Raw genomic sequence first — 25,587 nt, 5'->3', positions numbered from 1 at the left:
ACGCAGCACGCTCAGTACTTCACGCTGAGGACGTGCGCGACGTCGGCCCACGGGGCGAGGGACACGTAGTTGTCCCAGCTCCAGGTGAAGTCGCGGCCGGTGAGCTCGTCGTGCACGTCGACCGAGTCGCCTTCGATGCCGAAGTCGCTCAGCTCGAGGTGCACCATCGACTGGTGGGCGTTGTGTCCGTCGAGGTTCACCACCACGATCAGCGTGTCCGGCTTGCCGGTGCCGGTGAACTCGGCCGGCGTGTGGCGCACGAAGGCGAGGATGTTCTCGTCGGCGCTGTCCAGCACGGTGAGGTTGTGGTAGCTGTGCGTGGCGGGGTGGGCGCGGCGGATGCGGTTGAGGCTGGTGAGGATCTCGGCGATGCCGTACTCCTTGGCCTTGGACCAGTCGCGCACCTTGATCTCGTACTTCTCGTTGTCGATCTGCTCCTCGAAGCCGGGGCGCTGACGGTTCTCGATCAGTTCGTAGCCGTTGTAGATGCCCCAGTTCGGCGAGCCCATGGCGGCCAGCACGGCGCGCACGGCGTGGCCGGCGATGCCGTTGTCGCGCACGTAGGCGGTGAGGATGTCGGGCGTGGTGGGCCAGAAGGTGTTGTGCTGGTAGTAGCCGTTGTCGCAGTTGGTGGTGTTGAGGTACTCCTCCAGCTCCTCCTTGGTGTTGCGCCACGGGAAGTAGCAGTGCGAGTGGGTGAATCCGGCGTAGCTCAGCGCGCGCATCATGCCCGGGCGGGTGAACGCCTCGGCGAGGAACAGGATCTCCGGGTGACGCTTGGTCACCGCGCCGATCACGTCCTGCCAGAAGCGCACCGGCTTGGTGTGCGGGTTGTCCACGCGGAAGATCGTCACGCCGGCGTCGATCCACAGCTCCATCAGGCGCTCGACTTCCTTCTCGATGCCTTCCATGTCGGCGTTGAAGTCGATCGGGTAGATGTCCTGATACTTCTTCGGCGGGTTCTCGGCGAAGGCGATGGTGCCGTCCGGCTTGTGGCGGAACCAGTTCGGGTGCTGCTTGACCCACGGGTGGTCGGGCGAGCACTGCAGGGCGAAGTCGAGCGCGATCTCGAGGCCGAGCTCATGCGCCTTGGCGGTGAGGGCCCTGAAGTCGTCCATGGTGCCGAGCAGCGGGTCGACGGTGTCGTGGCCACCGAGTTCGCTGCCGATGCCGAACGGGGAGCCCGGATCGTCGGGGCCGGCCACCAGCGTGTTGTTGCGGCCCTTGCGGTTGGTCACGCCGATCGGGAAGATCGGGGGCAGGTAGACGATGTCGAAGCCCTCGGCCTTGGCGCGTTCGAGTCCGGAGACGGACGTCTTGAGCGTGCCCTGGACGATCTTGCCGTTCTCGTCCACGTAGGCGCCTTCGGAACGGGGGAAGAACTGGTACCAGGCGGCGAAGGAGGACTTCGGGCGCTGCACCAGCAGGTTCACCGGGCGTCCGGCGCTGATGCCGTCGCGCAGCGGGTTGGTGTCGTGCAGCTCGTGGATCTCGGGGGAGTCGGCGGCGGCCAGACGCTCGGTGATGCTCAGCTCCTTGTTGAGCACCTGCTCGGCGGCGTCGCGCAGCACCTTCTTCTGGGCGGCGTTGAGTCCGGCGTCGCGGGTCTTGGCCCAGCGCAGCAGGAGTTCGGCGCCCTCGTCGAGCGCGTTCTCCACGTCGTTGTCGCGCACGCCCACCTTGATGGTGGCGTCGTGCAGCCATGTGGCGTAGGTGTCCTCCCAGCCCTCGACGACGACCTTCCAGTTGCCCAGCTGGCGCTTGACGTCGGCGAAGCCGTCCTCCCATGGTTTGACGTCGGAGTGCTCGCCGGCTTGCAGATCCACTTCCCAGCGGTCGAGGCCGGGGTTGGTGCAGGTCATCGGACGGGTCTGCATGATCTTGCCTCGGGAGGTCTTCAGCACGGCGGTGGCGCCGACCTTGGTGCGGCCTTCGATGAACACCTCGGCGGTGACATGGAACTGTTCGCCGAGTTCCACGCGGGCGGGGAACACGCCACCCTCGGCGTTGGGGGTGACATCAAGAACGTTGATGCGACCGAACTGGCCGGGTTCGGTGACCGGGATGCTCGGCGCGGGGGCCGACATGGCCATGCCCTTGACCGTCGACTGGGGGACGGTCTTGCGGGCGGTGCGACGCGTGGTCTTCCGGGCGCCCTGTCCGGACCGGGTGGTCTTTCGGGCTGCGGAAGTCTTCTTGGCGGCGCTGTCACCATTGGTCTTCCGTGTCGGCGTCCCCTGATCGACGGAAGCGGAGGTGGAGGGAGAATTCGTGACTTGGTTACTGCTGATTTCAGTCATAGCGCTCATTGTAAGAGGTAGGGTTTACACCGTTTTTACGCGATTTGCCGCGGTTTTTGACTCGATTGTGCGACACGCCGGAAACGCCGATGGAAAAGTAAACTTTTGGTTTTCCGAGCGCGAATTTATAACGAATTATAACAAAAACCGAACATTTTGATTGTTCTAACTGATCATCAATGGTGTCTTTGTGACAAAAGCAAGAATTCGCTGTAAAAAGCGAATGAACTGGCAAAATTTGCCTGAAAAAGTGGGGTATGGTGTTCTATGTGCGGTCCGCAAGACGTGGATTGCAGATAACTCAGATGTGATGAATGTGACATTTTCATGTTACATCGCACATCGCTGAAACAAACGCATGGTCCTCAGTGGTGAGCATGCGGGGGAAGGATGATTATGGCGGAAAACAAGCAGATTACCGTCGACACCTCACTGTACGGCGCCTATGCCGATCGCAAGACGGCCGCCGCCAACGAAGTGGCTCGCTCCTTCGGCATTTCCGAAGAGGCGCTCTCCAAGGTGGAGGACTACAAGGCCGCGCTGACCGAGCACGACGCATGGGACCTGCCCTTCCTGGGTTACGTGAACGAGGACGGCTACGGCTACGCCTTCGTTTCCGATCAGGCCGTTGCCAAGGACGGCTGGGACGCCTACAAGGCCTTCCGCGCCCTGCCTGACGACGTGCAGACTGCCTTCGCGATCCGTATGCTCTTCACCCACCGCGACGTCGACCGCTACGGTGCCAACATGTTCCTGCACTACGAGCGCGGCTTCAACGTCAAGTTCGAAGGCCCCGGCGCCAACCACTGGTGATCGGAAGGTCTCCGGTGATGGGAGCCGCGGCCCGTTCCGATCGACGATGATCGGAAACTCGCGGTGGTTGGACCGGTGACCGACTGACGTTCGACATGATGCCCCGACCTGATTTCAGGCCGGGGCATCGTCGTTGCAGGGGATGTTCGGTGGTTGTTGCGGGGTCCGTTCGGCGCTGTTCGGTGAACGTGGGCGCTGTTTGCGGATGTGCGATTCTGTGCGTTTGATGTGTGATCGGGTTTGGTTTTTGTTTGCCGTCGCTGCGGGCTGATGGTGTTACCCCTACCGTGCCCGCATATCGGACAGTCGGCCTTGGGAATGTCAGGTGGCCGGCGTCGGACAGACCGCTCGGACAGGTCGTTCGGGTGGCCGGCCTCAGGACCGTACGAGTCGGGTGGCCGGCCTCAGGACCGTACGAGTCGGGCGATGGCGGCGCTGGCCTCGTCAAGCTTGTCGTCGGCCACGTCCCCTCCTTCGGCAGCGGCCTGCCGTACGCAGTGATTGAGATGATCGTCGAGCAGGATCAGCGCCACCGACTTCAGCGCACTGTTGGCCGCGGAGATCTGGGTGAGGATGTCGATGCAGTATTCGCCGTCCTGGGCCATCTGCTTGATGCCGCGGATCTGCCCCTCGATGCGGCTGAGCCGAGCGATGATCCTCTTCTGGTCCTCGATGTACCCGCCGGCGGCGTGTTGATCGCATTCGCGGTGTTGGTCGCGGTCTCCTTGCTGGTCGTGCGTCTCGTGAATCTCGTGCACTTCATGAGCTTCGTGCGGTTCGTGCACGTCGCAATGCTCGCAGGTGGCGTTCGTCATTGATGTCCTCGTTTCATAGACGTGGTTCCGTCCTCGTGGTTCCGCCCGCGTGGGCCGGTGTTCCCCCGGTCGGTGTCCTCCCCGTCCGGTGTTTTCCTTCGGTGAACCGACACTTGCGAGTATACCCCCATGGGGTATATGGTGAGGTCGGTTGGCAGGAAAGGCGAACGGGGAGGTCATGATGGATATCGCGGTGGCGGTGATCGCGGCGCTGGTGCTCAGCGTCGGGGTGCTGTGGTTCTTCTTCGCGCCGAAATCGGCCACCCGCGCCCGCCGCGAAGGATCAGTGCAGGAGGCGGTGATCGAGGTCAAGGGCGGCTACAGCCCGTCGGTGATCGAGGCCGAGGCCGGCGTGCCGCTGCGGCTGATGTTCGATCGCAAGGAAAGCGGCGAATGCTCGTCGCATGTGGTGTTCCCCGACTTCGGCATCGACCAGGTGCTGCCGGCGTTCCGCACCACCACGGTCACTCTGACCCCGCAACAGCCGGGGGAGTACGGCTTCGCCTGCGGCATGAACATGCTGCACGGCACCCTCCACGTGGTTGGGAAATCCAGCGTGGTTGGGAAATCCAGCGTGGTCGCTGAGGCCCCGTCCGAATCGGTGGCCGTCAACCCTGATCCGGCCGCTGACCATGATTCGGCTACAGGACATAATTCGGCGGTTGCCGCAGTCGCAGCGGAAACCGGATCTGTCAGGTCTGCTGGGTCTGTCGGATCTGCCGATACCTCTTTACCCATCGATACCGGCGTTCCGGCGGACTCCGTCTCTTCCGATCCAGCCGACGCCGATTCCGTCGATACCGATCCCGCCGACGCCGACGATGCGGCACGCCTCGAGGAGCTGCATTCCCTCATCCGCCGGCTCATCGTCGCCGCGGTCCTCACCATCCCCGTATTCATCGCCACGATGGTCCATCTTTATCACCTCGATCCATGGTGGCAGCTGGTCCTGATCGCCCCGGTCATGCTGTATTCGGGCCGGCCCATCTACGCCACCGGCTGGGCCGCGATCCGCCACCGCGCGCCGGAGATGAACGCGCTGGTGTCGCTGGGCACCATAGCCTCGTTCCTCTACAGTCTGGTGGTCACGATCGCCCCGCAGGCGTTGCCGGTCGGGGCGCGCGAACCGTATTACGAGGCGGTCGGCACGATTATCACCCTGATGTTGATCGGTCAGGTGCTCGAAACTCGCGCCCGTCTGGGCACCGGTCGCGCGATCCGGTCGCTGATGGGCCTGAAGCCGAAAACCGCCCGGGTTGAACGGAACGGTCAGATCGAGGAGATCCCCGCCGATCAGGTGGTCGTCGGGGATGTGGTGGTGATTCGCCCGGGAGACCGTATGCCGGTGGACGGCGTGGTGATCTCCGGACAGACCTCGGTGGACGAGTCGATGATCACCGGCGAACCCATGCCGGTGGTCAAGGGCGCCGGCAATACGGTGACCGGGGCCACGGTGAACGGATCGGGATCGATCCGGTACCGGGCCACCCAGGTGGGACGGGACACGGTGCTGGCGCAGATCGTGGCGCTGGTGCGGTCCGCTCAGAGTTCGAAGGCGCCGGTGCAGCGTCTGGCCGACCGCATCTCCGCGGTTTTCGTGCCGGCGGTGGTGCTGATCGCCGTGTGGGCGTTCGCGTTGTGGTGGGCGTTCGGGCCCCAGCCGCGGATCACGTATGCGCTGGTGTGCGCGGTGAGCGTGCTGGTGATCGCCTGCCCGTGCGCGCTGGGTCTGGCCACGCCGCTGTCGATCACCATCGCCACCGGACGTGCCGCCCGATACGGTGTGCTGATCCGCTCGGCGGAGGCCTTGGAGACCGCGGCGCGTGTGGACGTGGTCGTGCTCGACAAGACCGGCACCGTCACCGAAGGGCGTCCCGAGCTCAAGGACGTACTGCCGTATGGGCAGTGGCGGGGGATTGGTATTGGTTCCGCCGGCGCTGATGGTGTTGCGGGTGATTCTGATTCCGGCGGTTTTGATGGTTCCGTTGACTCTGCTGGTGCTGGTTCCGATGGTTCCGGCGTTGGTGTGCTGGCTCTTGCGGCGGCGGCCGAGCAGGATTCCGAGCATCCGCTGGCCACGGCGATCGTGGCCGGGGCGAAGGACCGTGGCGTGACGATTCCCTCGGACTCGCAGTTCGCCTCGACGCCCGGATTGGGTGTGCGGGCGCGGGTGGATGGCCATGACGTGCTGGTGGGCAATCCGGAATTCATCGATTCATATGACGTGCAGATGCCCGACGATCCGCAGAGCGTGGACGAGATCCTCGATCAGCTTGACCGGTTCGCCGCCGAAGGCAAGACACCGATGCTGGTGGCCGTCGACGGGCTGCTCGCCGCGCAGATCACCGTGGCCGATACGGTGAAGCCCACGTCTCGGCAGGCGGTGGATGCGCTGCGGGATCGCGGCATCGACGTGGTGATGCTGACGGGTGACAACGCCGACACCGCGAAGGCAGTGGCCGCGCAGGTCGGCATCGAACGGGTGGTGGCCGACGTGCGCCCGGGGAACAAGGCCGACGAAATCGCGCGACTGGCCGCCGAAGGGCATGTGGTGGCGATGGTGGGCGACGGCATCAACGATGCGCCCGCGCTGGCTCGGGCCGACGTGGGATTCGCCATCGGCACCGGCACCGACGTGGCCATCGAGTCCGCGGACGTGACGCTGATGGGCGGCAGCCTGACCGGCGTGGTCACCGCGATCGATCTGGCCCACGCCGCCATGCGCAACATTCGGCAAAATCTCGGATTCGCGTTCGGCTACAACGGCATTGGCATTCCGGTGGCCGCCGGCGTGCTGTATCCGCTCACCGGCATGCTGCTCAACCCGATGATCGCCGGGGCCGCGATGGCCTGCTCGTCGCTGTCGGTGGTGCTCAATGCGAGCCGGCTGGGCGGGTTCGATCCCGCGAAGGTTCGGCCGTATCGGGTGAAGGCCGGGCGTCGCGCGGCTGGTGCCGGTGGCGTGGCTGGTGCCGGGTCTGGAAGTTTTGGAACAATCATGAACACAATGAAAGGAACCATCATGGCATTGTTCAATCGTCATCACTCCGAATCTCACGACATGCACGGCATGCATCACGAGGCTGGTGCCGGCTCGGCCGTCGACCCGGTGTGCGGCATGAGCGTGAACCCGGAGACCGCCGCGGCTTCCCGCGAGTATGAGGGTAAGACCTATTACTTCTGCGGTGCCGGCTGCGCCGCCCACTTCGACCAGAACCCCGCCTCCTTCGCGAAGTAAGGGTCGTAGAGGGTCCGGGGAATCCGGTTCTTGGCAAATCCAAGCTTGAAGAGCCCGTCATCGGGTCATTCAAGCTTGGATTTGCCAAAAAAGCCGGGCTCGGTCCTGATAGGGTGAGTCCATGAGAAAACGACGACGTTGGCTTCTGATCAGAATCGAGACGGAAAAACCGTCGATGAGCAAAACGGAGGCATGGATCAAATTGATCCTGCTGCTGGTGCTTTGGGTGGTGCTCATCGTCGGCGTCGACCTGTGGCTGTTCCTGTAATCGTCGATAACGAGTTCACTCTTTTGAGGCTTCTTAAAAGAGTGAAGTGGTTGTTGTCTGGGTTCACACGAAAGTCGTTTGTGTCATCGTTGAAATGACGCTGGGGTGTGCGCAACTGTTCGGTTTCACTTCACTCTTTTCGGGCCTCCTCCAAAGAGTGAACTACCGGAGAAACAAAAAGGCTAGGAACCTTGCGATTCCTAGCCTTTGTTAGTAGCGGGGCATGGATTTGAACCATGGACCTCTGGGTTATGAGCCCAGCGAGCTACCGAGCTGCTCCACCCCGCGTCGGTCCTTATCTCGGACAACCTGAACTATATTACGTACATTTCCCGGCATGTCAAATGCGAAACCGTCGTTTTTGTGTCGCATGGCGAAAATCGTTGTTATTGCAAGCGTTCTTCGGCGTGTCGCAATGAGGCCGATAATCCGCCATAGCCAGAATCGATAAGGCGCATGGCCGATCCGCCGGCCTGACCGTGGCCACCTCCGTCTCGTGCTGACATAATTATTACTATGCCTATCAAGATTCCTGAGGGTCTGCCGGCCCGCGCGATACTCGATTCCGAACGCATCTTCGCCTTGGAGAAGGCCGATGCCGAGACGCAGCGAGTCCGTCCGTTGCGGCTGGTGATCCTCAATCTGATGCCCAAGAAGATCGAGACCGAAACGCAGCTGCTTCGGCTGATCTCCAAAAGCCCGTTGCAGGTCGACATCGACTTCATGAAGACGAGCACACACGAGGCTACCCACGTCAGCCGCGATCATCTGCTCAAGTTCTACGAGAACCTCGACGCCTTCGAAGACAACTACTACGACGGTCTGGTGGTCACCGGCGCCCCGGTGGAGCATCTGCCGTTCGAGGACGTGGACTACTGGGGCGAGTTCAAGGAGATCCTCGATTGGGCGGGCAGCCACGTCTTCTCCACCATGTATCTGTGCTGGGGCGCGATGGGCGCGCTCTACTACCGGTACGGCGTGAGCAAGCACGTGCTCGACCAGAAGATCTTCGGGGTGTTCCCGCAGCGTCTGCAGGACGAATACTGCTTCATCACCAACGGGTTCGACGAGATCGCGCTGCAGCCGCACTCCCGTCTGGCCGACGTGGACGAGCAGGCGATCCGGTCCAATCCCGATCTGCAGATTCTCACCTGGGGGCCGGAGAGCGGTCCCGGTCTGGTCTCCACCCGCGACTTCTCCGAGGTGTTCGCCCTCGGTCACTGGGAGTACGGCAAGTGGACGCTGGCCGAGGAGTACGAGCGGGACATGGCCCGCGGGCTCGACAACGTCCCGTTCCCGACGAACTACTATCCGCATGACGATCCGACCCAGGAACCGCTGTTCGCCTGGCGGTCGCACGCCAACCTGCTGTGGCGCAACTGGCTGAATTGGGTGTATCAGACCACGCCGTACGATCTGACCGAGGTGCCGCGGCTGCGCGCGGAGAAGCGTCTCGGCACCGACCGGCGGTATCGACGCAGTCCGGCCGGTCCGCGCGGCGATGACTTCCACACCTTTGACGGATGCGGATACGGGGTGATCGAACCGAAGGACCGGGATTGATCGGCCGATCGGGGACGGCTGGGGCGAAAACGAAACGACATCATGTTGGCTTTCCGTCGGATTTGTCCGTATGGTGAGATTCGCTTTTTCCGCTCCGGCTGAACGGATACCGTGTCCGAAACCGACCCCGCTGATATTTTGATTTTCCTGATTTCAGGGTATTCTGTAACGGCGAACGATGTACCCGCAACGAGGCTATGGTTTGTGATCATAAAGTTAATCTTGATGACACAAATTGCGTTCGGAGCGCGCTATATTTGTTCAGGTTCGAGAAATGAGGAGGCGCGCGGACTATGGCAGGCGTTGCAGAGTTGATGGGGACGACAGGCGTCGCCCTGGCTGCTGAGTTTCATGTTCCACAGATCGACGAGTTCCTTCCTCCAGAGATCATTTTCGCAGGCACGCCGTTTGCGATGAACCGAATCGTGATGGTTCGTCTCATCGCCACCGCCGTGATGTTGCTGGTGTTCGGCATTACCGCCGCACGCGCCAAGCTGATTCCTGGTCGCTGGCAGGGAGCCGTCGAGTGGCTAATCGAGTTCGTACAGAACAACATCGTGTACGAGGTCATGGGAGAGCTGCGCGGCAAGCGCTACGTGCCCATGATCACCACGCTGTTCCTCACCATCATGGTGTTCAATCTGTGCGGCATCATCCCCTTCGCGAACATGTCGGCCAACGCCACCTTCGTGATGCCGTTGCTGTTCGCCGTGTGGACGTTCGTCCAGTACTGGCGTGCCGCCATCCGTGAGAAGGGTCTGCTGGCCTACCTCAAGGAGGAGCTGCTCCCCGAGGGCGTCCCGATTCCCGTGTACATCATCCTGGCCCCGATGCAGCTCATCGACATCGTGCTGATCCGCCCCGCATCGCTGGCCATCCGACTCTTCGCCAACATGGTGGCGGGCCACCTCATCGTGGCGCTGTGCTTCGCGGCGACCCAGTTCTTCCTGATCGAGTCGCACAACATGATGGCGGGCTTCGGCGTGCTCACGCTGGCCGGTGGCTTCATCATGACGCTGTTCGAGGCCTTCGTGGCCGCGCTGCAAGCGTTCATCTTCGCCACGCTGTCGTGCGTGTACATCAACCTGAGCTACCCGGAAGAGGCCTGATCCCGCGACACCGATCGTCACGGAGAACGGAACTTCCGCCGGGTCCCGGAGCCCCCGGAGCATCCCGGATGGGCACCCACCGGAAGCCCTGAGGAAGCACAGGAACCCCAAGGATTTACCCCCGAACAACCGAACAACCAAAGATTTTGATTCGTATCTCTTACGAACCCAAAAAGAAAGGAAACAACAATGGATCTCATCACTCTCGCTGAGGTGACCGGCTCGCTGTCCGCCGTCGGCTATGGCCTCGCTGCTATCGGACCTGGCGTCGGCGTCGGCATCATCTTCGGCAAGGCCATTGAGGCCACTGCTCGCCAGCCCGAACTCGGCGGCCGTATCCAGACCCTGATGTGGCTGGGCTTCGGTCTGGTTGAGTTCCTTGCCCTGCTGGGCTTCATCGCCGGCTTCATCTTCCGCTAAATCGAATAACGGTATTCCCACCATTATCCGAATTACACAAGGAAGTTGAAAGGAGGCGGATATGGAGACCCAGGCAGTGGATGGCGTGAAGCTGTTCATTCCGGAGACCTACGACATCTTCTGGTCGGCCGTCGTTCTGGTCGTCGTCGCCGTGTTCTTCTACAAGTTCTTCCTGCCGAAGTTCCAGGCGATCTTCGACGAGAGGGCCGCAAAGATCGAGGGTGGCATCGCCAAGGCCGAGAAGGCTCAGGCCGATGCCGACGCCGCCAAGAAGAAGTACGAGGATCAGCTCAACACCGCCCGTGTTGACGCGGCCAAGATCCGCGACGATGCCCGTACCGAAGCTTCGCACATCATCGCCGACGCCCGCGTGAAGGCCGAGGCGGATGCCGCGCAGATCACGGCGAATGCCCAGAAGTCCATCGAATCCCAGCAGCAGCAGGCGCTGGTGAGCTTGAAGGGCGAGGTCGGTGCTCTGGCAACGGCCCTGGCCGGCAAGATCCTCGGCAGCAAGCTGCAGGACGCCGATGTGCAGACCTCGATGCTCGACTCCATGATCGAGGACATCGACAAGGATTCCGCCGGAAAGGCCAAGTGATTATGGCCAGTACGGTACAAGACGGGTACGCAAAGGGCAGGAGGTGAACTTTCGATGCATGGAGAGACTTCATTGAGCTCGGTGAAGGCCGTGCGCAGCGCGTTCTTTGACAAGCTGGCGGCCAAGGGCACGGATGCGAAGGCGATCGGCGATGAGCTGTTCGACCTCGCGGAACTGCTCGACGGCAACCGTCAGCTGGAGCGTTCGCTCACCGACCCGGCCCGCAGCGCCGACGACAAGGTGAAGCTGATCACGACCATCCTCGATGGCCATGTCGATCCGCTGACCCTCGAGGTCGCCCAGGCCGTGGCATCCCGCCGTTGGAGCCGGCCCGAGCACATCGCCGACGCCGTCGAGGACGTGGCCATCGACGCATTGCTCGCCAACGCCGACGCCCGCGGCGTCACCGCCCAGGTGTCGTTCCAGCTCGCCGATCTGCATTCGGCGCTGCTGAACCTTCCCGTGGTTCGCCAGCGTCTGTCCGATCCGCACGCCGAGCCCGAACAGCGAGTCAAGTTCCTCGACACGCTGCTCAAGGGCCAGCCGCTCGATCAGATCACCCTTGATCTGGCCGAGCACGCGACGCGCAACCTTCGCAACCGCCGGTATCTGTCGACCATCAACTGGGTGATCGACATGATCACCGAACACCGTGGCCGGTCCATGGTGACGGTGACCAGCGCGGTGCCGCTGAAGGACGAGCAGATCGTTCGGATCAAGAACGCCTACCGGCGCAAGCTGAACCGGAACGTGTACGTCAACTGTGTGGTCGATCCGAGGGTACTTGGAGGCATGCGCATCCAGGTCGGTTCGGAAGTCACCGACAACACCGTTGCGGCGCAACTGCAGAACCTCAAGCGCGCGGTCGCGTAAGGCTTCGGCCCGCGACGCACGCCCTACGAACGTTCTCGTATAGACAATAAACAAAAGGAGTGATCAATGGCAGAATTGACCATCGATCCCGCGGCGATACGCCAGGCGCTCGACCAGTTCGTCGAGTCCTACAAGCCGTCTGACGCCCCGGCCCAGGAGGTCGGCTACGTCAAGACCGCTGGCGACGGCATCGCGCACGTGGAGGGTCTCCCCGGCTGCATGGCCAACGAGCTGCTGACCTTTGAGGACGGCACGCTCGGTCTGGCCTTCAACCTGGATGCTCGCGAAATCGGCGTGGTGGTCCTCGGCGACTTCGCAGGCATCGAGGAAGGCCAGGAAGTCCGCCGTACGGGCGAAGTGCTGTCCGTGCCGGTCGGCGACGGCTACCTCGGTCGCACCGTCGACCCGCTGGGCAAGCCGATCGACGGCCTGGGTGAGATCAAGAGCGAAGGTCGTCGTATTCTGGAGGCGCAGGCCCCCGATGTGATGCACCGTCACCCTGTGGACGAGCCTCTGGCCACCGGCATCAAGGCGATCGACGCCATGACCCCGATCGGCCGTGGTCAGCGTCAGCTCATCATCGGCGACCGCCAGACCGGTAAGACCGCCATCGCGATCGATACCATCATCAACCAGAAGGCCAACTGGGAATCCGGAGACCCGAAGAAGCAGGTCCGCTGCATCTACGTGGCCATCGGCCAGAAGGGCTCCACCATCGCCTCCGTGCGTCAGGCCCTCGAAGAGGCCGGCGCCATGGAGTACACGACGATCGTGGCCTCCCCGGCTTCCGATTCCGCTGGCTTCAAGTACATCGCCCCGTACACCGGCTCGGCCATCGGCCAGCACTGGATGTACCACGGCAAGCACGTCCTGATCGTGTTCGACGATCTGTCGAAGCAGGCCGAGGCCTACCGCTCGATCTCGCTGCTGCTGCGTCGCCCGCCGGGGCGTGAGGCCTACCCGGGTGATGTGTTCTACCTGCATTCGCGTCTGCTCGAACGCTGCGCGAAGGTGTCCGACGATCTCGGCGGCGGCTCGATGACGGGCCTGCCGATCATCGAGACCAAGGCGAACGACGTCTCGGCCTACATCCCCACCAACGTCATCTCCATCACGGACGGCCAGATCTTCCTGCAGTCCGACCTGTTCAACGCCAACCAGCGCCCCGCCGTGGACGTCGGTATCTCCGTGTCCCGAGTCGGTGGCGCGGCCCAGACCAAGGCGCTGAAGAAGGTCGCCGGTACGCTGAAGATCTCGCTGGCCCAGTACCGCTCCCTGGAATCCTTCGCCATGTTCGCCTCCGATCTGGATGCCGCATCGAAGGCCCAGCTGACCCGTGGTGCGCGACTGATGGAGCTGCTCAAGCAGCCCCAGTACTCGCCGTACTCCATGGAGCAGCAGGTCGTCTCGGTGTGGGCGGGTACCCACGGCAAGCTCGACGATCTCGATCTGCAGGACGTCCTGCCGTTCGAGCAGGGTCTGCTGGACTACCTCGACCACAACACCGACATTCTCACCACCATCCGCGAAACCGAAAACTTCACGGATGAGACCGAGAAGGCCCTGGAAGCGGCCGTCGAGGAGTTCCGTAAGACCTTCGTCCAGCACGATGGCACCCCGCTCGTGTCCGACAAGAAGGAAACCGTCGAGCAGCCCGCTCCGATCGAGCAGGAGAAGCTCGTCGCGCGCAACGCGGCGGCAGCTGCCAACGATAAGGCGGACGAGGAGTAAACCATGGCATCGCAGCTCGCATACAAGGCACGCATCAATTCCACGTCGTCGCTGGAGAAGATCTTCAACGCGCAGGAAATGATCGCGTCATCGCGCATCGCCAAGGCCCGCGACGTGGCCCTGGCCGCGAAGCCTTACTCCGATGCGATTTACGATGCCGTCCAGGCTCTCGCCCAGCACACCCAGATCTCGCATCCGATCGTGAGGAAGAACGAGGACAACCCGCGTGTGGCCGTCCTCGCCCTCACGGCGGATCGAGGCATGGCCGGCCCCTACACGTCCTCGATCATCCGAGAGACCGAGGGGCTGCTGAGCAGGCTTGATGACCAGGGCAAGAAGCCCGAGCTTTTTGTATACGGCCGACGTGGCGTCACGTACTACAAGTACCGTGGCCGCGACGTCGCCGCGACATGGGAAGGCAATTCGGATGCCCCCGGCGTTGAAGTCGCCGAGAAGATCTCCGATGCCTTGCTGGACGCATACATGAAGCCGGCTGACGAAGGCGGCGTGAGCGAGCTCTACATTGTATTCACCGAGTTCATCAACATGGTGGTGCAGAAGGTGCGCATCCTGCGGATGCTGCCTGTGGAGATCGTGAAGGTCGAGGGCGAGAAGGCCAAGGATCCCGAGGTCCCGGCCGCCCGCCCGCTGTACACCTTCGAGCCCAGTCGTGACGAGGTCCTCGATCGCGTCCTTCCGAAGTACGTGCAGTCGCGTATCCACGAATGCCTGCTCACTGCGGCGGCATCCGAGACGGCAAGCAGGCAGAACGCCATGCACACCGCCACCGACAACGCACGCAGCCTGATCGACGAGCTGACGCGCAAGCTCAACGCGACGCGTCAGGCCGCCATTACTCAGGAACTTACCGAAATCATCGGCAGCGCCGACGCGCTGAACAATGAGAAAGAATAGGAGTGCCATGGCAGAAGAAAATGTAGCCGCGGCAACTGCTGCTCAGGCTGATGCCCAGGCAGCGTCGCAAGGCCGCGTTGTTCGTGTCCAGGGCTCGGTTATTGATATTGAGTTTCCGGTGGGTCACCTGCCCGATATCTACAACGCACTGACCGTGGAGATCAGCGCCGCCGGCAATATCGAAGGCGAAGCCAGCCACAAGATCATGCTTGAGGTCGAGCAGCACCTTGGTGATTCCATCGTGCGCGCCGTCGCCCTGAAGCCGACCGATGGTCTGGTTCGTGGCGCCGTCGTGGAAGACACCGGCGGCCCGATCGAGGTGCCGGTCGGCGACGTGACCAAGGGTCACGTGTTCGACGTGTCCGGCCGAATCCTCAACAAGAAGCCCGACGAGACCGTCACCGTGACCGAGCGTTGGCCCATCCACCGCAACCCGCCCGCATTCGATCAGCTGGAGTCCAAGACCCAGATGTTCGAGACCGGCATCAAGGTCATCGATCTGCTCACCCCGTACGTGCAGGGTGGCAAGATCGGTCTGTTCGGTGGTGCAGGCGTGGGCAAGACGGTGCTGATTCAGGAAATGATTCAGCGAGTCGCCCAGAACCACGGTGGTGTGTCGGTGTTCGCCGGCGTCGGCGAGCGTACCCGTGAGGGTAACGATCTGATCGGCGAAATGGACGAGGCCGGCGTGCTGGAGAAGACCGCACTGGTCTTCGGCCAGATGGATGAGCCCCCGGGAACGCGTCTGCGCGTGCCGCTGACCGCTCTGACCATGGCCGAGTACTTCCGCGACGTGCAGAACCAGGACGTGCTGCTGTTCATCGACAACATCTTCCGCTTCACCCAGGCCGGTTCCGAGGTGTCGACCCTGCTGGGCCGTATGCCTTCCGCCGTGGGTTACCAGCCGAACCTGGCCGATGAGATGGGCGCCCTGCAGGAGCGAATCACCTCGACCCGTGGTCACTCGATCACCTCGCTGCAGGCCATCTATGTGCCGGCCGATGATTACACCGACCCGGCACCTGCGACCACGTTCGCCCACCTGGACGCCACCACCGAGCTTTCCCGTGAGATCGCTTCGAAGGGCATCTACCCGGCAGTGGATCCGCTGGCCTCCACCTCGCGAATCCTCGACCCGCGCTACGTGGGCAAGGAGCACTACGAGACCGCCAACCGCGTCAAGGCGATTCTGCAGCGTAACAAGGAGTTGCAGGACATCATCGCCCTGATCGGTATCGACGAGCTCGGCGAGGAAGACAAGACCACCGTCAACCGTGCCCGCAAGATCGAGCAGTTCCTTGGTCAGAACTTCTACGTGGCCGAGAAGTTCACCGGCCGTCCCGGCTCCTACGTGCCGAAGGACGAGACCGTCGAGGCCTTCAAGCGCATCTGCGACGGCGTGTATGACGACGTTCCGGAGCAGGCGTTCTCCGGCATCGGCGGCATCGACGACCTCGAGGAGAAGTGGCACAACATGCAGAAGGAGTTTGCAGCCTGATGGCCGACAAGCCCACTTTCAGCGTGAACATCGTTGCGGCCGACCGCCCTGTGTGGTCGGGCGCGGCGGTGGAGGTCTCCCTGCCGGCTTCCGAGGGTTCCATGGGAATCCTCGCCGACCACGAGCCGGTGATGACCGCCACCAAGAACGGTCTGGTCAAGGTGACCGAGCCCAGCGGCAACAAGCTGGGATTCAACGTCACCGACGGATTCATCGCCTTCGACGAGAACAAGCTCGTCGTTGCGGTTGAGACCTGCGAAGAGACCGACCTTTCCGCTACCGCCGAGTAATCGGTACGGTTTCCTTTCTATTGGCCCTGCGGCGATCCTCGGATCGCTTCGGGGCCTTTTCATATCCGGCGGTCGGTGAGCCGTGGTCATCGGAGGTGAGATGCGATCCTTGCCGGCAGATTACGACCTATCTCCATTCTGAGGGCATATTTGGCTGTCCTGCAGACACCTATCTTCATTCTGAGGGTCGTTTGATGACGGAATTCCCGGTATCGTCGTTGCTATTTCAAGGAGGATACTTCTGGTTACGCTTCTTATCAGCCCCAAAGAACGCAGATAGGTGTCTGCAATGCCCCTGAATCTGCCCTAAGAACGCAGATAGGTCCGGTCAGACCTCGGTAGGTCGCGGACAGGGCATCCTCAGGTTTGCCGATACGGCGCCTCGCAGGCCATCTGATAGGCTGGGTGCCTATGCGTATTATCGTCGCCGACTGTTCCGCCGAATACTCCGGCCGTCTCAACGCCTCCCTGCCTCAGGCGAAAAGGGTCATCCTGATCAAGGCCGACCAGAGCTGCCTGATCTTCTCCGAACTGGGATCGTACAAGCCGCTCAACTGGATGGCCGCGCCCTGCACGCTCAGGGAGACCGATTTGGCGGATCGGGCAGATCAGGCCGATACCACCGGGGAGACGTCGTCCGATCCCGAAACCGTGGCCGAACCGCAGCCGGTCAAGACCCTGCGGGTCAGCGCCGACAAGACCTCCGACGTCCTCGTCGTCTCCCTCTACCACGTCTACTCCGACCAGACCTATGATCTCGGCATCGACCCCGGTCTGCGCAAGGACGGCGTGGAGGATCATCTCCAGCGGTATCTGGCCGAGCAGATCGAACGCATCGGCGAGGGAGCCAAACTGGTCCGTCGCGAATACCCCACCGCGATCGGCCCGGTCGACATCATGGCCACGGACGCCGACGGCCGACACGTCGCCATCGAAATCAAACGCCACGGCGGCATCGACGGCGTCGAACAGCTCACCCGATACTGCGAGCTGCTCAACCGCGACCCCCTGCTCGCCCCCGTCCGCGGCATCTTCGCCGCACAGACCATCAGCCCCCAGGCGCAGGTGCTCGCCAAAGACCGCGGCTTCGAATGCCTGATCCTCGACTACGACGAGATGAAGGGGCAGGATTCCGACGAACTCCGCCTCTTCTGATCGCCGGATCATGGAGTGTCATTCGACGATCTGAAGACTCGACGTACCCCCGTACGCCTTCGCCTTCCGATCCTCGAATGCCACATGCATGATCCGACGATCATCTGCGTCGTGGGCAGAGTACAGTACCTTCGTTCCGCCGATGGGAGCCCGTATTCTGCCTTGCCTTCCCCTTGAGGGGAAGGTGGCCGGCGGATGCCGGTCGGATGAGGTGACGAGTGCGCTATTGTCGTGTGACCATCCCCAGTCAGCTCCGCTGACAGCCCCGTCAGTGGGGGCAAAGACGCACATGCTCCCGCTGGATGGACAGTCCGGTGGACTGTCCATAGCAGCATGGCCCCAACGGGCCATGCGTCGCACAACACGACGGGAGCTGGACGCCGGTAGGCGGACTGAGGGTGGTCAAGCGACGCATCCAATACGATGAAGCCCCCGCAATCCGTGCGGGAGCTTCATCAATAATCGCTATGCTCTCGGGCCTGATCGTCAGGCAATGCGTGTGGCATGGGCCGAGCGGAGGATGAAAGCGTACGGGGGTACGTCGAATCCTCCGCTCAGTCCATGACGCTCCATTGCCGGGCGATCAGCGATCAGTAGGCGGCCAGAATATCCACCACGAAAATCAGCGTGGAATTCGCCGGGATGCCGCTCTTCTCGGTCGAACCGTATCCCAAATCCGGCGGGATGATCAGCAGGACCTGGGAGCCGACCGTCTGACCGGCGAGACCCTGCGTCCATCCGGCGATCACCTCGCTGAGCGAGAAATCGGACGGGGCGCCGCGATCCCAGGAGGAATCGAACTGCTTGCCGTTCGACGCCAGCCAGCCGGTGTAATGCGCCTCGACGGTGTTGGTGGACTTCACGGTCGCGCCCTTGCCCTTGATCAGCGTCTGCACCACCAGCTTGTTGCCGGCCTTGTATCCGTTGAGATCAAGCGACGGCTTGCCGTTCTTGGCCAACGTCACCTTCGGCAGATTCGACGGGATGTTCGCCACCTTGTCGCCGGACGCGCGGGTCGCGGCCTTCGATTTCGACACCACGGTGACCACGTTGATGTACTGCTGCTGGGTGGAGGAAGCCGAGGCGCTCGCCGACGAACCCGACGTGGACGAGGAACCGGTGTTGATGCCCAGCGCGATCGTGGTGTTGAGCTTCATGCCCTTGAACAGGTTGTAGAAGGAGGCGTCGATCTGCTTGCTGTTGACCACCAGCGTGCAGTCCGGTGTGTTCTTGTCCCAGGTGTTCATCAGCTGCTTGCCGTCGGTGGCGTTGATGATCATCTGCTGGGTGCACACGCGATCGCCGTCCGCGATCTTCTCGCCATTGCCATCCTGCAGGATCTGATAGCTGTTGTTCTTCACCTCGAACGGGGTCTTGAACGTGACCGTCGGCTTCTTGCCGAGCTCGCCCGTGGCGGTGATGCCGGTCATCTTGGCCAGCGAGGACGAGGAGGAGCTGGACGAGCTGGAGGAACTGGAGCTGGAGGAACTGCCGCCGCATGCGGCAAGGGAAAGGCCCATCGCGGCCACGCAGGCGAGGGCGAGAGTACGGCGCACGGCGCGCCCGACATTGCTTGGACTCATATGCATAGCCCTTACTCTAACGGGATAAGCTGACCTCCCCGGGCGCACGATCCGGCCGTCGGCGGGGCCCCGATCGGGACGGGCGTGCATAGGGGAATGTAAAATGGTGGGCAATATGAGTGAAATCAATCCGAAGAATCAGCAGGAAGCCCAAGGGGCACAGCGCGGCGCGGACGAGGATCGCGAAGAGCCGGCGCTGTTCGACATGCCTCCGCTGAAGCCCGTTGAACCGGACCATGTGGTGTTGGATATGCCTTCGGTGGACGACGACTTCGACGGTTCCGACAACGAGACCATGGTGCTCGACGGCGTGGGGGAGGCCGTCCGCGCCATGAGCGGCACATCCGACGTACCCGCGCCACCGCACGGCGGTCCGCGAGTGACCATTCATCAGAACGTTCTGGCAAAAACCGACGCCGCCACGTCCGAAACGACGAAGCACGATCCGGCCGGCAGGACCGCCAACGGCGCGGACTCCGACCACGACGCCGCGGATAAGACCGGCACAGGGGAGACCGCCGCGGAATCGGCCGGGGAGACCACCGTCGTCTTCAAGCCGACGGACACTTTCAAGCCGGAAGACAATTTCAAGCCGGCTGACAATGCCCCCGACTGGCATCACGCGATCTTCCACCGTCGGCACCACGATCACGACGACCAGCACTCCGAAGAGCGCGCACGCCGTCACCGCCGTCACGTCATGGTGATGCGCGGCATCGTCACCCCGGCGCTCGCCCTGCTCGCCGTCGCGGCGATCGTGCTCGGCTGGCTGAACATGACCATCTGGAAGCCGAACCCCAACGTCTCCGTCTCCAGCAAGGTCTCCACCCGATACACCGTCACCGACCCCGGCGTGCTCGCGCTCGCCGACAACACGGTGAGCGTCAAGGCCGATACCTCGGCAGCGTCCTCGGTCTGCATCGCCGTCGCCTCGCCGCGCGACGCCGCGGGATGGCTGGCCAACCAGCACTACACGCGAGTCACCGGACTCGACACCTGGAAGACGTTCTCCACCGAAACCGCGGACGGCACCACCGCCGGCGACGCCAACAAGGTCGAAATCGCATTCCAGCAGTCCGACATGTGGTACGCCGTCCAGTGCGGCAAGGGCTCCGCAACCCTGAAATGGAAGGACTCCGGCGACGACAAGGTCGTGCTGGTCGACCTCGGATCCGGCAGCGAAAACCCGACCGGCACCGTCGACATGGCATGGACCCGAGCCAAGGTGCCCGACTTCGCCACCCCCTGCTTCTTCGTCGGCGGACTCCTCGCCGTCATGGCCATCCTCACCGCATCCCTGTTCGCGGTCGAGCAGCATCGCCGCCGCAACCGCAAGGCGCGAACCGTCGAATCCACGCCGGTCGCCGTAGCCGCGGCACCCGAACCCGAACCGACCGAACCGCCCGCGTGGATGCGACCCGGATCCGAGCCCCCCGCCCCCAGCGGACGCAGCCGCCGACGTCGGCACAGCCACACCGGCCACACCCGCCGGGCCCAGGAAGCCGTCGAAACCCAGACGAACGAGCCCGAAGTCTCCGACGCCACCTCCGTCAACCTGCTCCAGCAGAGCACCCCCACCGTCAGCAGCAACGAGCTCGAAGAATACTTCGCCCGACTGCGTGCCGAAAGCGCGGCCAATGCCGCGACCACAGCCGACTCCGTAGCGGAATCCGGACCCGTGGATGACGATTCCGCCCACGAAACCCACACCGACGACGCCGACAAGGAGGCCAAGTGATGAGCACGTCCACAATCGCACGAATCGCAGCAGCCGCCATCTCGGCAGCCATGCTCATTCCCCTCGCCGCCTGCGACGAGCGCGTCCCCAAGGTGGCCACCCCCACCGCCTCGGCCTCCGCATCCCCCGTGATCAGCGAAAGCCAGGAAAAGAAGATCCGCGGCGAAATCCTCAAGGTGCTCAACGCCACCGACCAGAGCAAAGACGTCAAGTCGCTCTCCGCCCGCGTCGAAGGCCCCGAACTCGCCGTTCGTGCCAGCCAGCTCACCATCGCCAAGGCCACCAAAAAGAACGACCCCCACAGCACCATCCCCAGCAAGATCAGCCAGACCGTCATCCCCACCGACTCCAGCTGGCCCCGATCCGTCTTCACCATCACCACCACCACCGACGACCAGCAGTCCCAGCGACTCCTCGTCCTCAACCAGGACTCCGCCCGCAGCAATTACAAGCTCTGGGGCGTCGCCCGACTCTTCCAAGGCGCCCAGCTCCCCGCCTTCGAAATCCCCAAGATCGGCTCCTCCATGGGCACCCTCAAAGACACCGGCCTCGTCGCCACCCCCGCCGACGCCGTCGCCCACTACGCCGACCTCCTCCAAAACGGCTCCTCCAGCAAATACGCCAGCCAATTCGAAGACGACCAGCTCCGCAAGGACCTCGCCACCCTCACCGCCACCGTCCAAAAAGGCATCGCCGACAACAAAGGCACCCAATCCCAGACCTTCACCCCCCAATCCGACCAGATCAAGGTCATGCGAGCCGCCAACGGCGGTGACCTCGTCGTCGCCCAAATCAACTCCGCCTGGACCCGCTCCGCCGGCGAAGGCCGCGAATCCCTCCCCGCCTCCGACGCCGAAAAAGCCCTCTTCGGCAACGGCAAAGCCACCAGCACCATGAAAGTCACCTACGTCAACGTCATCGCCCTCTACATCCCCACCAAGGCGTCCAACGGGAAGATACAAGCTGTCGGCGCCGAGCGCCAGCCAATCAAGGTGGAAGCTCAGTAACGGAGCGTCTTCGGCCGGGCCTGAGACTCGACGTACCCTCGTACGCCTTCGCCTCCGGCCCGACCGAATCCGCACGCGTTACTGAGCTTCCACGGTTCGGGGGTGGAAAGTTCGACGTATGTGAATACGTCTTCACTTTCCATCGTCGCAAATCCGCACGCGTTATCGCGTTTTCACGGGTTAGAGGGTCGACGTACCTTTGTACGCCTTCGTCTCCTGCCCGACCGAAGCCGCACGCGTTACTGAGCTTCCACGGCTCGGGGTATACATCCACTCTTGCCTTCCCCTTAGGCTGAGCCGATAGCTCTCTGTGCCCCCGCTGGCGGGGGCTGGCCGCGATAGCGGACTGGGGGTGGTCGAACGAGGTTTGGTGCGAGAGCCTCATGTCAGATCGATGTTGGGGTGACTGAACGTCGTACCGCTTGACCACCCTCAGTCCGCCTGCCGGCGTCCAGCTCCCGTCGTGTTGTGCGACGCATGGCCCGTTGGGGCCATGCTGCTATGGACAGTCCACTGGACTGTCCATCCAGCGGGAGCCTGCGCACCGTTCGTGGCATTGCGCCATCTGTTCGCGGGGCGTTGATTCTTTCGCGGACTATTCCCGGCTGCGGGTAGTCTGTATTGCTAGATCATCAGGAGGTATCGCACATGGCAGAACAGAAGTTCAACCCCGGTCTCTCACTCGCCGGGGCCGTCGATCTCGAATCGCTCAAGCACAAGGTGGACGCCGAAGCCGGTCAGGCCGGCGGGGCCCCCGCCGCGGGCGGCTACGTCATCGACACCGACGAGTCCACCTTCCAGTCGATGGTGCAGACCTCCGCCACCTTCCCGATCCTCCTGCTGCTGTGGGTGCCCACCGACGACCGCTGCTTCGACATCGCCCGCAAGCTCGGCGAAGCCGTCAACAAGCTCGAAGGCAAGATCCAGCTCTCCCGCATCGACATCGCCAAGAACCCCACCATCGCGCAGGCGCTGCAGGCCCAGGGCGCTCCCGCACTGTACGGTCTGATCGGCGGCCGGCCGATGCCGATTCTGCAGGGCGTGCCCGGCGCCGCCGAAATGCAGCAGATCACCGAAACCCTGATTCCGCAGATCATCCAGATGGCCCAGCAGGCCGGCGTCACCGGCACCGCACCCTACGTGGAAGGCGCCGGCGCACCCCAGTCCGACGATGCCGCAGCCGGCACCGCAGCCGAGCCCGAAATCCCGGTCGCCCACCAGAAGGCGCATCAGCTTGCCGCGGACGGCGATTACGCCGGTGCGGCCGCCGAATACGCCCGTCTCGTCGAAGCCGATCCGAACGATACGCTGGCCGCCCGCGAACGCTCCAAGGCCCTGCTGCTCGCCCGCTCCGCCGACGCCGACGTGCGCGTCGTACGCGAAACCGCCGCCGCCAACCCCGACGACGTGAACGCCCAGCTCGCCGTCGCCGACATCGACATGATCGGCGGACAGATCGAGGACGCCTTCGGCCGTCTGCTCGACTTCCTCTCCGGGCACAAGGCCGACGTGGAGCCCGTCCGCCAGCGTCTGCTCGAATACTTCGCCATCCCCGAGCCGACCGACCAGCGCGTCGCCCGCGCCCGTCGCCGTCTCGCCACGCTGATGTACTAGTTCAGTGCTTCACAACGCCTGACTGCTGCGCCTGCGGTTCTTGCCGAACAGCTGCGAGAACTGCGGGCCGAACTCCTCCAGCTCCTTGAAATACGCGTCCTTCCAGGTGACGAACGCCTCCGACGCCAGACCGTCGTTGTAGAAGCGGCGATCATCCGTGACCTCCGACGTGCAGAATTCAGGGATCACCAGATTCGTCACCGGGCTGCTGCGCTCCACCTCCGCGACGATCAGCGGCGCATTGTTCGCGCCGAACACGTCGATGTTCCATCCATCCTCGTCCAGCCACACGCTGAACCGGTTCTTCACGATCGGCACGCCGCCGCGCAACATGAGCTCCAGCGCGATGTTCGGGTCGATCGACCGGGCAGCCTCATACCGTGTGCCGCCCACCGCCGTGCCCTGAACCGTCACGAACGCCTCGTCGAAGGCGTCGCGGTGGTTGAGCAGTGTGGTCAGCCCGTCGGTTTCGGCGGTCATCGGGATTCTCACGCCGTGGGCCTGCATGCGGACGCGCAGCGCGAAACCGTCCTGATGCACGTAGTAGTTCTGCACGATCAGGAGCGGCGCATCCCCATCATCGTATTCCGCCGGGAACTCCCGGCAGAAGAAGCGTCGTTCATATTCGAATTCGTCAGACATAACACCATCGTACTTGCATACCGGCGATTTTTGGCGTCTTTGCAACGAAAATCGGCGGTCGCGGAAGGTTTTTCCGCACGTATGCCGCGTTTTGGTCCGGATGGCGTGTAAACTAGTGTGGTGCATGTTTCGCGAGGTCTGCCTCGCAAACGGCGGCTCGGGTTCGTAGCTCAGTGGATAGAGCGTCTGTCTCCGGAACAGAAGGTCGTGGGTTCGAATCCCATCGAGCCCACCAGCATGGCGGAATTCCAATGTGTTCAGGACGTGGAATTCCGCCTTTTTGCGTCGTAGGGGGCCTTCAGGGGACATTGCTGGGCTTGGATCGCTACTCGCGCTGGCAGTACAGGGCGAAGCTCATGCGGAGGACGGCGCAGAGCATTACGAATCCCAGGCAGCACAGGCAGATCACGCCGACCGTGACGTTGGGCGTGACGAACAGGTAGACGGCCATCAGCACGAGGGCGATCGCCACGTTGATGCCTTCCAGTGCTTTAAGCGTCATGCTGTTGGATTTCATGATGATGTAGCGGTCGCGTTCATCCACGGGAGCCATCTCCCCGGAGGCCAATGCCATCTTCGGCGAAAACGCGCTCGCCAGCGCCAGCGCGCCGTACACGGCGAACGTGGCCGCGAGGATCCAGTTGAACGCCCTGCCAGCGAGCATGTTCGTCGCCGCTTCGGGGTCGGTGGTGAGCGCGGCGGCGACATTCAGCGCCGCGATGACGAAGTAGCTGATCGCGCGATTGCGCGCCTTGCGGTTGATGACGGTCATGATCGGGCCTCCTTGCCTTCGTCCTCGATGACTGCGGCGGTCGGCTCGCCGGTTTCCACTGGCGGCTCGGCCGGCGGCTCGCCGTCCTCGATCCTGCGGTTCTCCTCCAGCAGGCACAGCTCCTCGACGCTGACGCCGAACACCCGGGCCATGCGGTAGGCGAGCATGAGCGAGGGATTGTACTGCCCCTTCTCGATGGAGATGATCGTTCGGGAGGAGACGAACACGGCGTCGGCCAGCTGCTGCTGCGTCATGCCCGCGGCCTTGCGGTATTCACGGACTCTGGTCTTCATCGGTTCACCTCCCGCATCGCAATGAGTGACGGCAGTTGACGGCAATCAGTAATATGAAGTTCGCTTCATGTGAAGTTACCTTCATAATACCTTGATTTTCGGCCGTGATGGGAGCTATCTCCGTTCTTGGGGCAGTTTTTGCCTACTTGCAGACACCTAACTCCATTCTTGGGGCCTTTATAGCGGCGTTCGCCATGTATGAGCCTTGGAATTGCAACGCCCATACTCGCAGTATCAATGCGAATAAGCCCCACATAATGGAGATAGATGGTTGCAGACCGCTCAAATCTGCCCTCAGAACGAAGATAGCTTGTTCTGAGGAGCTTCAGATGGGTAAAAAGACTCTTCTCGA

At 62.8% G+C, this 25,587-nt stretch carries 21 protein-coding genes and 2 tRNA genes; 16 read left to right on the top strand and 7 right to left on the bottom strand.

The genetic code is table 11. The features are described from left to right. Window positions 1-11 precede the first annotated feature (11 nt). The gene (locus tag CSQ87_RS08185; protein ID WP_243388892.1) at window positions 12-2,093 is read right to left on the bottom strand and encodes an alpha-1,4-glucan--maltose-1-phosphate maltosyltransferase; all 2,082 of its coding nucleotides are present in this window, start codon (window positions 2,091-2,093) and stop codon (window positions 12-14) included. A 603-nt stretch (window positions 2,094-2,696) separates the two neighbouring features. Here CSQ87_RS08185 and CSQ87_RS08180 point away from each other — a divergent pair. Continuing rightward, complete coding sequence (locus CSQ87_RS08180; protein WP_100513385.1) at window positions 2,697-3,113, top strand: glycerophosphodiester phosphodiesterase; 417 nt, start codon at window positions 2,697-2,699, stop codon at window positions 3,111-3,113. 404 nt (window positions 3,114-3,517) lie between these two features. Here the strand turns inward: CSQ87_RS08180 and CSQ87_RS08175 are convergent, their stop codons facing one another. Next, window positions 3,518-3,787 carry a metal-sensitive transcriptional regulator gene (locus CSQ87_RS08175; RefSeq protein WP_243388891.1) on the bottom strand — a complete coding sequence of 90 codons (270 nt, stop codon included), beginning with the start codon at window positions 3,785-3,787 and terminating at the stop codon, window positions 3,518-3,520. Between the two features lie 322 nt (window positions 3,788-4,109). Here CSQ87_RS08175 and CSQ87_RS08170 point away from each other — a divergent pair, with 322 nt between their 5' ends. Next, window positions 4,110-7,166: an HAD-IC family P-type ATPase gene (locus tag CSQ87_RS08170; RefSeq protein ID WP_165776803.1), complete on the top strand. Its 3,057-nt coding sequence runs from the start codon at window positions 4,110-4,112 to the stop codon at window positions 7,164-7,166. 482 nt (window positions 7,167-7,648) lie between these two features. On the opposite strand, the gene CSQ87_RS08165 is transcribed toward CSQ87_RS08170, so the two are convergent. Next, window positions 7,649-7,722: transfer RNA gene (locus CSQ87_RS08165), tRNA-Met, on the bottom strand. A 228-nt stretch (window positions 7,723-7,950) separates the two neighbouring features. Between CSQ87_RS08165 and CSQ87_RS08160 the strand changes: the two genes are divergently transcribed. From CSQ87_RS08160 to nucS, 10 genes are all read left to right on the top strand, one after another. Next, a complete protein-coding gene (locus CSQ87_RS08160; protein ID WP_100513382.1) occupies window positions 7,951-8,997 on the top strand; it encodes a homoserine O-succinyltransferase in 1,047 nt (348 codons plus the stop codon). 314 nt (window positions 8,998-9,311) lie between these two features. Beyond that, window positions 9,312-10,106 (top strand): F0F1 ATP synthase subunit A, encoded by a 795-nt coding sequence (gene atpB / locus CSQ87_RS08155; protein ID WP_165776802.1) that lies wholly within the window; start codon window positions 9,312-9,314, stop codon window positions 10,104-10,106. A 189-nt stretch (window positions 10,107-10,295) separates the two neighbouring features. After that, complete coding sequence (atpE, locus tag CSQ87_RS08150) at window positions 10,296-10,526, top strand: ATP synthase F0 subunit C (protein WP_100513380.1); 231 nt, start codon at window positions 10,296-10,298, stop codon at window positions 10,524-10,526. Window positions 10,527-10,587: 61 nt separating this feature from the next. Next, window positions 10,588-11,124, top strand: coding sequence for a F0F1 ATP synthase subunit B (locus tag CSQ87_RS08145; RefSeq protein WP_100513379.1), 537 nt, complete (start codon window positions 10,588-10,590; stop codon window positions 11,122-11,124). A 54-nt stretch (window positions 11,125-11,178) separates the two neighbouring features. Then, window positions 11,179-11,997, top strand: coding sequence for a F0F1 ATP synthase subunit delta (locus tag CSQ87_RS08140; protein ID WP_100513378.1), 819 nt, complete (start codon window positions 11,179-11,181; stop codon window positions 11,995-11,997). 66 nt (window positions 11,998-12,063) lie between these two features. Beyond that, window positions 12,064-13,728 carry a F0F1 ATP synthase subunit alpha gene (gene atpA / locus CSQ87_RS08135; RefSeq protein WP_100513377.1) on the top strand — a complete coding sequence of 555 codons (1,665 nt, stop codon included), beginning with the start codon at window positions 12,064-12,066 and terminating at the stop codon, window positions 13,726-13,728. Window positions 13,729-13,731: 3 nt separating this feature from the next. Beyond that, entirely contained in the window at window positions 13,732-14,643 is a 912-nt protein-coding gene (locus CSQ87_RS08130) for a F0F1 ATP synthase subunit gamma (RefSeq protein WP_100513376.1), read from the top strand. A gap of 7 nt (window positions 14,644-14,650) precedes the next feature. Next, the gene (gene atpD, locus CSQ87_RS08125) at window positions 14,651-16,141 is read left to right on the top strand and encodes a F0F1 ATP synthase subunit beta (protein WP_100513375.1); all 1,491 of its coding nucleotides are present in this window, start codon (window positions 14,651-14,653) and stop codon (window positions 16,139-16,141) included. Further along, the gene (locus tag CSQ87_RS08120) at window positions 16,141-16,431 is read left to right on the top strand and encodes a F0F1 ATP synthase subunit epsilon (RefSeq protein WP_100513374.1); all 291 of its coding nucleotides are present in this window, start codon (window positions 16,141-16,143) and stop codon (window positions 16,429-16,431) included. The genes atpD and CSQ87_RS08120 overlap by 1 nt, the downstream gene beginning before the upstream one ends. Before the next feature lie 411 nt (window positions 16,432-16,842). Continuing rightward, window positions 16,843-17,586: an endonuclease NucS gene (gene nucS / locus CSQ87_RS08115; RefSeq protein ID WP_100513373.1), complete on the top strand. Its 744-nt coding sequence runs from the start codon at window positions 16,843-16,845 to the stop codon at window positions 17,584-17,586. A gap of 590 nt (window positions 17,587-18,176) precedes the next feature. Here the strand turns inward: nucS and CSQ87_RS08110 are convergent. Beyond that, on the bottom strand, window positions 18,177-19,175 hold the full coding sequence (locus tag CSQ87_RS08110) for an FKBP-type peptidyl-prolyl cis-trans isomerase (protein ID WP_420868087.1): 999 nt from the start codon (window positions 19,173-19,175) through the stop codon (window positions 18,177-18,179). Window positions 19,176-19,284: 109 nt separating this feature from the next. Here CSQ87_RS08110 and CSQ87_RS08105 point away from each other — a divergent pair, with 109 nt between their 5' ends. The 3 genes from CSQ87_RS08105 (at window position 19,285) to CSQ87_RS08095 (ending at window position 23,528) form a co-directional block, all read left to right on the top strand. After that, complete coding sequence (locus CSQ87_RS08105) at window positions 19,285-20,907, top strand: hypothetical protein (protein WP_100513371.1); 1,623 nt, start codon at window positions 19,285-19,287, stop codon at window positions 20,905-20,907. Continuing rightward, window positions 20,907-21,914 (top strand): DUF8094 domain-containing protein, encoded by a 1,008-nt coding sequence (locus tag CSQ87_RS08100; RefSeq protein ID WP_100513370.1) that lies wholly within the window; start codon window positions 20,907-20,909, stop codon window positions 21,912-21,914. Before CSQ87_RS08105 ends, CSQ87_RS08100 begins: the two co-directional genes overlap by 1 nt. Window positions 21,915-22,562: 648 nt before the next feature. Continuing rightward, window positions 22,563-23,528 (top strand): tetratricopeptide repeat protein, encoded by a 966-nt coding sequence (locus CSQ87_RS08095; protein ID WP_100513369.1) that lies wholly within the window; start codon window positions 22,563-22,565, stop codon window positions 23,526-23,528. Between the two features lie 9 nt (window positions 23,529-23,537). Here the strand turns inward: CSQ87_RS08095 and CSQ87_RS08090 are convergent, their stop codons facing one another. Beyond that, window positions 23,538-24,170: a CYTH domain-containing protein gene (locus CSQ87_RS08090; RefSeq protein WP_100513368.1), complete on the bottom strand. Its 633-nt coding sequence runs from the start codon at window positions 24,168-24,170 to the stop codon at window positions 23,538-23,540. A 159-nt stretch (window positions 24,171-24,329) separates the two neighbouring features. Between CSQ87_RS08090 and CSQ87_RS08085 the strand changes: the two genes are divergently transcribed. Beyond that, window positions 24,330-24,405: transfer RNA gene (locus CSQ87_RS08085), tRNA-Arg, on the top strand. Between the two features lie 90 nt (window positions 24,406-24,495). Here CSQ87_RS08085 and CSQ87_RS08080 read toward each other — a convergent pair. Next, the gene (locus CSQ87_RS08080) at window positions 24,496-24,942 is read right to left on the bottom strand and encodes a hypothetical protein (RefSeq protein ID WP_100513367.1); all 447 of its coding nucleotides are present in this window, start codon (window positions 24,940-24,942) and stop codon (window positions 24,496-24,498) included. Then, on the bottom strand, window positions 24,939-25,235 hold the full coding sequence (locus CSQ87_RS08075) for a helix-turn-helix transcriptional regulator (RefSeq protein WP_100513366.1): 297 nt from the start codon (window positions 25,233-25,235) through the stop codon (window positions 24,939-24,941). Before CSQ87_RS08075 ends, CSQ87_RS08080 begins: the two co-directional genes overlap by 4 nt. Window positions 25,236-25,587: the final 352 nt, after the last annotated feature.

Origin of the sequence: Bifidobacterium simiarum (assembly GCF_002802905.1) — a bacterium.
In the GTDB taxonomy this organism is placed as follows: Bacteria; Actinomycetota; Actinomycetes; order Actinomycetales; family Bifidobacteriaceae; genus Galliscardovia; species Galliscardovia simiarum.
This window is presented reverse-complemented; position numbering and strand designations above follow the sequence as displayed.

What these genes read in the sequence shown, in the direction of transcription:
- nucS (WP_100513373.1), top strand. Translation starts at nt 16,843, where the DNA reads ATGCGTATTATCGTCGCCGACTGTTCCGCCGAATACTCCGGCCGTCTC.
- CSQ87_RS08095 (WP_100513369.1), top strand. Translation starts at nt 22,563, where the DNA reads ATGGCAGAACAGAAGTTCAACCCCGGTCTCTCACTCGCCGGGGCCGTC.
- CSQ87_RS08100 (WP_100513370.1), top strand. Translation starts at nt 20,907, where the DNA reads ATGAGCACGTCCACAATCGCACGAATCGCAGCAGCCGCCATCTCGGCA.
- atpE (WP_100513380.1), top strand. Translation starts at nt 10,296, where the DNA reads ATGGATCTCATCACTCTCGCTGAGGTGACCGGCTCGCTGTCCGCCGTC.
- CSQ87_RS08160 (WP_100513382.1), top strand. Translation starts at nt 7,951, where the DNA reads ATGCCTATCAAGATTCCTGAGGGTCTGCCGGCCCGCGCGATACTCGAT.
- CSQ87_RS08180 (WP_100513385.1), top strand. Translation starts at nt 2,697, where the DNA reads ATGGCGGAAAACAAGCAGATTACCGTCGACACCTCACTGTACGGCGCC.
- CSQ87_RS08140 (WP_100513378.1), top strand. Translation starts at nt 11,179, where the DNA reads ATGCATGGAGAGACTTCATTGAGCTCGGTGAAGGCCGTGCGCAGCGCG.
- CSQ87_RS08110 (WP_420868087.1), bottom strand. Translation starts at nt 19,175, where the DNA reads ATGCATATGAGTCCAAGCAATGTCGGGCGCGCCGTGCGCCGTACTCTC.
- CSQ87_RS08120 (WP_100513374.1), top strand. Translation starts at nt 16,141, where the DNA reads ATGGCCGACAAGCCCACTTTCAGCGTGAACATCGTTGCGGCCGACCGC.
- atpB (WP_165776802.1), top strand. Translation starts at nt 9,312, where the DNA reads ATGGGGACGACAGGCGTCGCCCTGGCTGCTGAGTTTCATGTTCCACAG.
- CSQ87_RS08145 (WP_100513379.1), top strand. Translation starts at nt 10,588, where the DNA reads ATGGAGACCCAGGCAGTGGATGGCGTGAAGCTGTTCATTCCGGAGACC.
- CSQ87_RS08090 (WP_100513368.1), bottom strand. Translation starts at nt 24,170, where the DNA reads ATGTCTGACGAATTCGAATATGAACGACGCTTCTTCTGCCGGGAGTTC.
- CSQ87_RS08170 (WP_165776803.1), top strand. Translation starts at nt 4,110, where the DNA reads ATGGATATCGCGGTGGCGGTGATCGCGGCGCTGGTGCTCAGCGTCGGG.
- CSQ87_RS08105 (WP_100513371.1), top strand. Translation starts at nt 19,285, where the DNA reads ATGAGTGAAATCAATCCGAAGAATCAGCAGGAAGCCCAAGGGGCACAG.
- CSQ87_RS08080 (WP_100513367.1), bottom strand. Translation starts at nt 24,942, where the DNA reads ATGACCGTCATCAACCGCAAGGCGCGCAATCGCGCGATCAGCTACTTC.
- CSQ87_RS08130 (WP_100513376.1), top strand. Translation starts at nt 13,732, where the DNA reads ATGGCATCGCAGCTCGCATACAAGGCACGCATCAATTCCACGTCGTCG.
- atpD (WP_100513375.1), top strand. Translation starts at nt 14,651, where the DNA reads ATGGCAGAAGAAAATGTAGCCGCGGCAACTGCTGCTCAGGCTGATGCC.
- CSQ87_RS08075 (WP_100513366.1), bottom strand. Translation starts at nt 25,235, where the DNA reads ATGAAGACCAGAGTCCGTGAATACCGCAAGGCCGCGGGCATGACGCAG.
- atpA (WP_100513377.1), top strand. Translation starts at nt 12,064, where the DNA reads ATGGCAGAATTGACCATCGATCCCGCGGCGATACGCCAGGCGCTCGAC.
- CSQ87_RS08185 (WP_243388892.1), bottom strand. Translation starts at nt 2,093, where the DNA reads ATGGCCATGTCGGCCCCCGCGCCGAGCATCCCGGTCACCGAACCCGGC.